The 7,310-nt window shown below is 45.5% G+C and carries 7 protein-coding genes; all 7 read right to left on the bottom strand.

Annotation, left to right across the window (positions count from 1 at the left end; all coding sequences use genetic code 11):
* Positions 1–171 precede the first annotated feature (171 nt).
* Positions 172–480 (bottom strand): hypothetical protein, encoded by a 309-nt coding sequence (locus tag Q0224_RS07120; RefSeq protein WP_297950151.1) that lies wholly within the window; start codon positions 478–480, stop codon positions 172–174.
* Positions 481–753: 273 nt separating this feature from the next.
* A complete protein-coding gene (locus Q0224_RS07115) occupies positions 754–1,521 on the bottom strand; it encodes a hypothetical protein (RefSeq protein ID WP_297950150.1) in 768 nt (255 codons plus the stop codon).
* Between the two features lie 745 nt (positions 1,522–2,266).
* Positions 2,267–2,824 carry a hydrogenase maturation nickel metallochaperone HypA gene (locus Q0224_RS07110; protein WP_297950149.1) on the bottom strand — a complete coding sequence of 186 codons (558 nt, stop codon included), beginning with the start codon at positions 2,822–2,824 and terminating at the stop codon, positions 2,267–2,269.
* Between the two features lie 108 nt (positions 2,825–2,932).
* A complete protein-coding gene (gene hypE / locus Q0224_RS07105) occupies positions 2,933–4,138 on the bottom strand; it encodes a hydrogenase expression/formation protein HypE (protein ID WP_297950148.1) in 1,206 nt (401 codons plus the stop codon).
* A gap of 188 nt (positions 4,139–4,326) precedes the next feature.
* Positions 4,327–5,424, bottom strand: a complete 1,098-nt coding sequence (hypD, locus tag Q0224_RS07100; protein ID WP_297950147.1) for a hydrogenase formation protein HypD — start codon at positions 5,422–5,424, stop codon at positions 4,327–4,329.
* Between the two features lie 35 nt (positions 5,425–5,459).
* Complete coding sequence (locus Q0224_RS07095; RefSeq protein WP_297950146.1) at positions 5,460–5,741, bottom strand: HypC/HybG/HupF family hydrogenase formation chaperone; 282 nt, start codon at positions 5,739–5,741, stop codon at positions 5,460–5,462.
* Entirely contained in the window at positions 5,741–6,562 is an 822-nt protein-coding gene (gene hypB, locus Q0224_RS07090; RefSeq protein WP_297950145.1) for a hydrogenase nickel incorporation protein HypB, read from the bottom strand. Before hypB ends, Q0224_RS07095 begins: the two co-directional genes overlap by 1 nt.
* Positions 6,563–7,310 lie beyond the last annotated feature (748 nt).

The raw sequence follows: 7,310 nt of genomic DNA, 5'->3' as shown, positions 1-7,310 counted from the left end.
AAAAGCCCTCGGTGTAGGCCGCCTCGTCGTCTTTGAAGGTCGGATTTAGCTTGCCTTTATCGGCGGCGTCGCTGCGCTGAAAGCTAACGGCGATCACGGGAATTTTGAGTTCCGTCATTTTATCGATGTACTCTTGCGGGATGTAGTTCGTGACGATCACGACGCCCGGCTTTAGCAAAGCACCGCCTCGTAGTTGATGACCTTTAGATCGCCCGGGGTCGGCATGTCTTTTAGGCTCGGCGCTAGGCGGATGTAGTTTTTGCCGAGCGACTTTTCCCACGACTCCTGCACGAGGGCAACCTTATCCAGCGCGTTTAGCTCGTTGAGCGCGTTTAGGCTTTGGTGCTGAAGCACGACTATGCGCTTAACCTGATCAGGCAGCGTAACGTCTCGGCCTAGCTGATCGGTTACGACGTGGTCTGCAAAAAGCGAACTCGCGCACAGCGCAAGGGCTAGCGCGAAAGAGTGAGGCTTACTCATTTTTCTATCCTTTAATTTAGATTATATACTTTTTAATACGCCCGTTCGTGCGTGCTTTATAAGCGATTGCATTTAGAAAATATACTTTAAAATATTATAGATTTTTAATGATAAATTTTAGGTAAAAGATGAAATTTTAAAGTAGGGCGAATTTAAAAATTTTACATCGTGCATATAAATTTCATGTAGAATTTCGCGGTGCGATATGGAATTCGTAAGTAAATTTATGAAATTTTAAATGGCTTGTGCGTAATTTCAGATTGGTTTTTTGATTTATTTTGTAGGCGTCGTCCATAAGGTTTTATTCCAAAGCTCCGCGCCTGAAATTCCTTTAATCCTAATCCAAGCGATAAGCTCTAAAATTTCAGATAAAAAAATCGCTATAAGTATGATACATACCGCTGTTACATTGCTTATTTTCGGAAGATTAACGAATACATTCATAATATTTAGAAGTATCCAATACATAAAATATAATCCTCCACAGAAGTAAAAAATCTTATTTGTAGCAGCTTTGCCTAGTTTATAATACACTAGTATCAACACTACGTAATTAATAGTTTTAAGTACTGGAATTACAACAAGAAAGATATTGCTCCATATGGCAATCAGCATCGCTTCGTTTTGATAACTAAACCCTATATTTTGAGTTGTTCTAATAACAGAATAGAATGTATCTACAAAAGATTCTCTGTGGCTATGAAAGAAGTAATTGAGAGTTTCCGAGCTCGCGATATTTATAGCATACAATAAAAATGCGATAACCATGATAGTCCAAAGCACTCGGGCAATAAAGGTAATTAAATACGTCCTAAAGACCTTACTATCGGAGATATCAGAGATAATTTTGGTTGCCGAGAGTTTAAAAATCATCGAAGCGAAAATTATGACAATAATTACGGCGGCAACGCCTAAAAATTTGCTTATTTCAACGTCATGCCAGAACTCGCAACAAGCCCAAATGATCAGGTAACAGCAAATCGATAAAACGCTAGAGGTTATACCGCGAAATTTTATGGCGTTTAAAGTATCACGCTTCATTTTTTGCCTTTGGATTTTTAAAATTTTATGGCGGATTATACTTGCGGGGTTTGAAATTTAGATAAATTTAGAAACTGCGTATTGCTAAATTTTGAAATTCGCATCGAGCGCAAGAAAAAATTTGCTAAGAGCAATACAAGGGGAGGGCGTAAGTAAAATTTCAATGGAATTAATCTATTTTGCCTAAAAGATTAAATTCTAAAAGAGGGCAAATCAGGAATCTGCGAGTAAGCAGGGCAATTTAGCTTTTGCGCTAGTTAAATTATGAAATTTTTATTTTATCCCGCACAATGTGTCTATATCTAGAACAATTGACTTTAAATTTAAAAGCTAAATGGAACGATAAGTAAGGCAGAATATAAAACCTAATGATAGAAAATTTACATTTAATCTTTTGGGTTCTTTAGACGATATACGATAATTAGTGTTGAAAAGCGCCAAAATCCCCATAGTTTTAGATATTTTATATTGAAAACTATAATTTTCAAGTAAAAATTCAATACGAAATTCACGTATAATTATATGAATAATTTCATGTATTTTTGATTCATTCGGCGCTTATTTGGAAGAACTTTTTATAAATATAGATTTAGCGTGACTTCAAATGAAATCAACAGGACGAGATATGTTTTTGCAAGAATGAAATAGGAGATAAATATCTAAATTGGTCAGAAATAAAATTTTGCTTATAGCAAGGAGTTAAATTTAAAATATGGAAAGTTTTGCGCCCAGAAAACGCTCTCTTCTATTCAATAACCAGGCGCATTAGATACATATCCTCGCCGTCGATTACGCTGATTTCGGAGCTTTTGCAGCGCGGGCAAGAAAAGTCGTTCTGCGCCAAATCTCCGCTAAAACCGCAGTTTTTGCATTTTACGACGATTTCTTGGGTATGGATGATGAGATCCGCATTTTCGCAGACGGTGCCTGCGCGAAAGACTTCGTAGCAGTTTTGCAAATAATGCGCTTCCACGCCGCTTAGTCGCCCTATTTTTACGTGTAGTTCCCTTATCTGCGGACTTTTAGAAATAAATGTATCGTAAGGTGCCTGCGGATTTGCATCAAAGTTTTCAGCAAAATCGCCGTTTTTGTCGTTCGAGTCCGTATCCGCAATACTCGTATTTTTGGTATTCTTAGCGCCTATATCGGTATTTGCGAAATCCGTATTTTCATTGGCGGTATTGGCGATGTTACAGCGATTTTTATCGCCCTGCTCGGCCGCGCCTTTTTTCTTTGCTATTTCGGCGTTTAGCGCCTTTTCACATAGCGCCACAAGATCCGCTACGATCGATAGTTCATGCATTTTTCCCTCTAAATTTTACGGCCGCGCCGTATTTTATACGAAATTTTGTTGTAAATTTAAAAATACGCCTAAAATTTAGGCTTAAATTTGCCAAATTTGCACGCAAATTTAACAAATCCGCGGCAGCAGTTCGCCTTTCGGAAGTTCCAAAAATCGCTGAGAGCCGTAGGCATTTTGCAAAATCACTCGCCCTTTTGCCGCATGCGGAGTTTGAAATTGCTCCGCCCTATTTTCTGATACCGCGCCCGCGTTGCTCGCGCCCGTAAATTCGCCCTGTGCGCTAAGCTTCGGCGTCAAAGTACCCTCAAATTCGCCTCCGCCGCGCCCTACTTCGCGCACCTCACCGATGATTGCGGCATTTGCGTCAAATTCGCGCAGTATCTCAAGCGCCCTATCCGCCTCGGCATCATCTTCTACGATTGCTACGAACGTGCCTTCGTTTGCGAGCTCGTAAGGCTCAAAACCCAGCAGCTCGCACACGCCCACCACTTCGTCACTGATTTTAATATCCTCTTCGCGCACTAAAAATTCAAGCCTGCTAGAGCTTGCAAATTCGTTCAAAACCGCGCTAAGCCCGCCGCGCGTCGCATCTCGCATCGCCTGGATTTTCACGCCTTGCAAGATCAGCTTTTCGACCGCAGCGCAAAGCGGTTTGCAGTCGCTTTGCAGCTCGCTACTTAGCGCGATCTCGTCGCGCGCCGCGAGTATCACCGCCCCGTGCCGCCCGATGTCGCCGCTAAGAAGGATTTTTGCGCCCGCTTTGATGTTTTGTATGCGCGCAGATCGCAAAACACGGCCGATGCCGCTAGTGTTGATGAAAATTTTATCGCATTTGCCGCGCGGCACGACCTTCGTATCTCCGCAAACGATACGAACGCCGCAGCTTCGCGCGGTGCTCGCCATCGAGTCCAGGATGCGTCGCAGCTCGCTTAAGCTAAGCCCCTCCTCGATGATGAGTGCGCAGCTTAAAAACAGCGGCTTGGCGCCCACCATCGCAAGGTCGTTGACGGTGCCGCAAACGGCGATCTTGCCGATGTCGCCGCCGTTAAAAAACAGCGGTGTGACGACGAAACTATCGGTGCTGAAAGCCAGCTCGCCGCCGAAACTAGCCGCCGAATTCAAAGCAGAGTTCGCCGCGCGATCAAAACCCGCCCTGGCGTCTAAATTTAAATCGTCTAAATTTAAATTTAGTATCGCGCTGTCGTTGTTCGCGCGTAAAATTTCATTATCAAACGCCGCAAAGATCGTCTCGTTGATGAGCCTATTCATCTCCTCGCCGCCGCCGCCGTGGCTTAAAAGTATAGTTTCGTTCAAATTTTTCCTTTTCACTCGGTTTTAAATTTATAAGCCCGTATTTTTGCAGCCGAACAAGCCGTGCCGCTACGGTGCCGCGCAAAATTTTAAAGCAAATTTAGTGCAACGATTCCGCTTCGGTTAAAATTTTAAAGTACGACTTGTTTTTAAAATTTACGCTCTGCTAGCCGGATACCGCGCGCAAAATTTTAGCCCGCGTTTTTGATGTCGCCATATTTAAAATACGCCGCGCATGCGCCTTCGCTTGAGACCATGCACGATCCTATCGGGTTTTGCGGCGTGCAGTGCTTGCCGAAGACCTTGCAATCATATGGGCTTTTTTTGCCGCGTAAAATTTCGCCGCAGATACAGGCCTTGCTCTCGGGAGCGCTCTGTACGCTGCAATCAAACTGCACCCTGGCATCCAGCGCCGCGTACTCGGGACGCAACTTCATGCCGCTTTTTGGAATTTCGCCGAGCCCTCGCCACGGAAAATCGCAAATTTCAAAATATTTATCTATCAAATTTTGCGCTTTTTGGTTGCCGCCCTCTTTTACGACGCGCTCATATTCGTTGAAAACCTCGTATGTGCCGGCGTTTTGCTGTTCCACCAAATTTAACACGCCCGCCATTATATCAAGCGGCTCAAACCCGCTTACGGCGATCGGTTTTTTGTAACCTCGCGCGATGCTCTCGTAGACCTTCGCGCCGGTGATCACGCTTACGTGGCTAGGCCCCAAAAACGCGTCTATCTGCACGTCGGCGTCGTCTAAGATCGCTCGCACGGGCGCGGGCACCGTAACGTGGTTGATGTGAAAAAAGAGATTTTTTAGCCCCAAGCTTAGCGCTTTATCGATCAGCACGGCGCTCATCGGCGTCGTCGTCTCAAAGCCGATCGCAAAAAATATCACCGTTTTTTCCGGATTTTCCTGCGCGATCTTTATGCAATCAAGCGGGCTATAAAGCGCTCTGATGTCGTGTCCTTCTCCGCGCAATTTTTGCAAGCTGGTGCGAGAGCCCGGCACGCGCAGCATGTCTGCTAGAGTGCAAAAAATACTCTGCGGCATCGCGGCGAGCTTGATCGCCTCATCGATGCGACTGCGCGGCATCACGCACACCGGACAGCCTGGGCCGTGGATAAATTTTATATTTTTGCCGACCAGGCTCGGAAGGCCGAATTTCATGATCGAGTGCGTGTGTCCGCCGCAAATCTCCATAATGTTTAGCGGCTTTTTGCTTTTAGAAATTATAAGCTTGCTAAGTGCTAAAATCAGCTCTTTATCCCTAAAATCCTTGATTAGATCCATTATTTACCTTAAATTTTACGGGTTTACAAGCCGCTTTAATTCTCTGTGCCCGCTCGCGGCTCTATGCTTTCGTACACGGAGCCCTCTTCCGTCCTCATCTGCTTTGCGATCTGCTCGTAAATTTCGATACTTTCCTTTGCTCGCTGCGTATCGATCTTTTCCATCGCAAAGCCCACGTGAATCAGCACATACTCTCCGACGGTCGCTGGCTCGGGAAGCAGATCCAAGCTCACGCCGCGGCGCACGCCCAGAGTCTCCACGGTCGCGAAATTATTTTCGTCGATCGAGATGATTTTTGAAGGGATTGAAAGACACATTAACGAAATTCCTTCTTGTATTGTAGGAATTTCAGCCATTTCTCCACGCCCTCTCCGCTTTTGCTATCAAGCGCGATGACGTCGGCTTTCGGATTGAGTTTGTGCACTTCGCGCACCACCTCCTCCATATCGAAGTCAAAATGCGGTAGCAGCGCGGTTTTAGTGATTACGACGCAGTCTGCGCGGCGAAATATTACCGGGTATTTTGCGATTTTGTCGCTGCCCTCGGGCACGCTTAGAAGCACTACGTTCAGGTGCGCGCCTACGTCGAATGCCGCAGGGCAGACGAGGTTTCCGACGTTTTCTATGAAAACCAGATCCAAATTTTTAGTATCGATATGATGAAGCCCCTCGTGAACCATAAAGGCGTCCAGATGGCAGGTCTCGCCGGTGCTGATCTGATGGGCCTGCGCGCCCGCTTTTATGATACGATCGGCATCGCGGTTAGTCTCCAGGTCGCCCTCGATGACGCCGATTTTAAATTTGCCGCTTTTAATAGTCGCCTCAAGCAGCGTCGTCTTGCCGCTACCGGGGCTACTCATCAAATTTAAGCATAAAATTTTATCCTCGTCAAAATGAGCTCTGTTGTGAGCGGCCTCCTCGTCGTTGGCGCTTAAAATTTTACTCATCACCTCAATCGTCTTGGCGTCGCTAATAGCCGCATTTGCGTGGATGTGATCGTGCGCGTCGTGCTCATGATCGATCCCCGCCTCGTGCATATGAGCGTGGGAGTGGACGGTGCCGTTCGCGTGGGTGTGGACATGCTCGTGTGAATGAGCGTCATGAGTATGGCCTACTGAACAGCCGCAATCTTTACACATTTTTTATCCTTGGAAAATAAATTTTGCGCGTAAAATACCACGTTTTTGCTTTAAATGGCGTAAATTTGATAAATTTTATATCGAAGCGCGAAATTTTATGAAATTTAACGGGCTTGAAATTTACGTGCTTTAGTTTTATCTAAATTTCATGCGTTGTTTATGAAGGCTGCCGCAAATTTTAAAGCTAGCGAGCAAAGACGCTGCTTCTAAATTTTATCGCCTGCTCGCAGACTGCAAGTCGCACGGCGTAAATTTAGGGCTTGCGCGGCTTTGCAGCGGCTCAAAACAATAAAAAGTCGCCGTAGATAGAAGCGCGAAATTCAGGGCTTGCGAGCTGATTTTACCGGCGCTCTACAATCTCGCGCGTGCTCTACGGCGTGGCGAACATCATCGCGGCAGCCGTTTTCATATCGATTTTACACTAGCTCGGCTTTACAAATACGGCATGAAAGCGCGGCTCCTTATAAAATTTAGTCGCTAGCTGTACCGATCTCGCGCCAGTGCGTAAATTTCAACCCGCGACAAGAGCGCTTTTGATTAAAATTTATAAAATTTGCGCTTTCGTTTGCCGCGTAATGCCGCATAAAATTTAAACAAATTTTATTTGTCGCGCCGCGCAGCCGCGCCGCCCGAATTCGCTACTCGATCGAGAATCGCGATGCACAACTCGCAAAAGTCGTGCCGCAGCTGCGTTTAAATTTAAAGGCGCATAAATTTAGCACGACGCGCTGTTTTTTAAAAACGTGCA

This window comes from uncultured Campylobacter sp. (genome assembly GCF_938002845.1).
GTDB lineage: Bacteria > Campylobacterota > Campylobacteria > Campylobacterales > Campylobacteraceae > Campylobacter_B.
The sequence above is the reverse complement of the archived record's forward strand: the minus strand, read 5'-3'. Positions and strand labels throughout refer to the sequence as shown.

Coding starts and splice junctions, on each gene's coding strand:
- hypB (WP_297950145.1), bottom strand. CDS start 6,562: ATGTGTAAAGATTGCGGCTGTTCAGTAGGCCATACTCATGACGCTCAT.
- hypD (WP_297950147.1), bottom strand. CDS start 5,424: ATGGATCTAATCAAGGATTTTAGGGATAAAGAGCTGATTTTAGCACTT.
- Q0224_RS07120 (WP_297950151.1), bottom strand. CDS start 480: ATGAGTAAGCCTCACTCTTTCGCGCTAGCCCTTGCGCTGTGCGCGAGT.
- Q0224_RS07110 (WP_297950149.1), bottom strand. CDS start 2,824: ATGCATGAACTATCGATCGTAGCGGATCTTGTGGCGCTATGTGAAAAG.
- Q0224_RS07095 (WP_297950146.1), bottom strand. CDS start 5,741: ATGTGTCTTTCAATCCCTTCAAAAATCATCTCGATCGACGAAAATAAT.
- Q0224_RS07115 (WP_297950150.1), bottom strand. CDS start 1,521: ATGAAGCGTGATACTTTAAACGCCATAAAATTTCGCGGTATAACCTCT.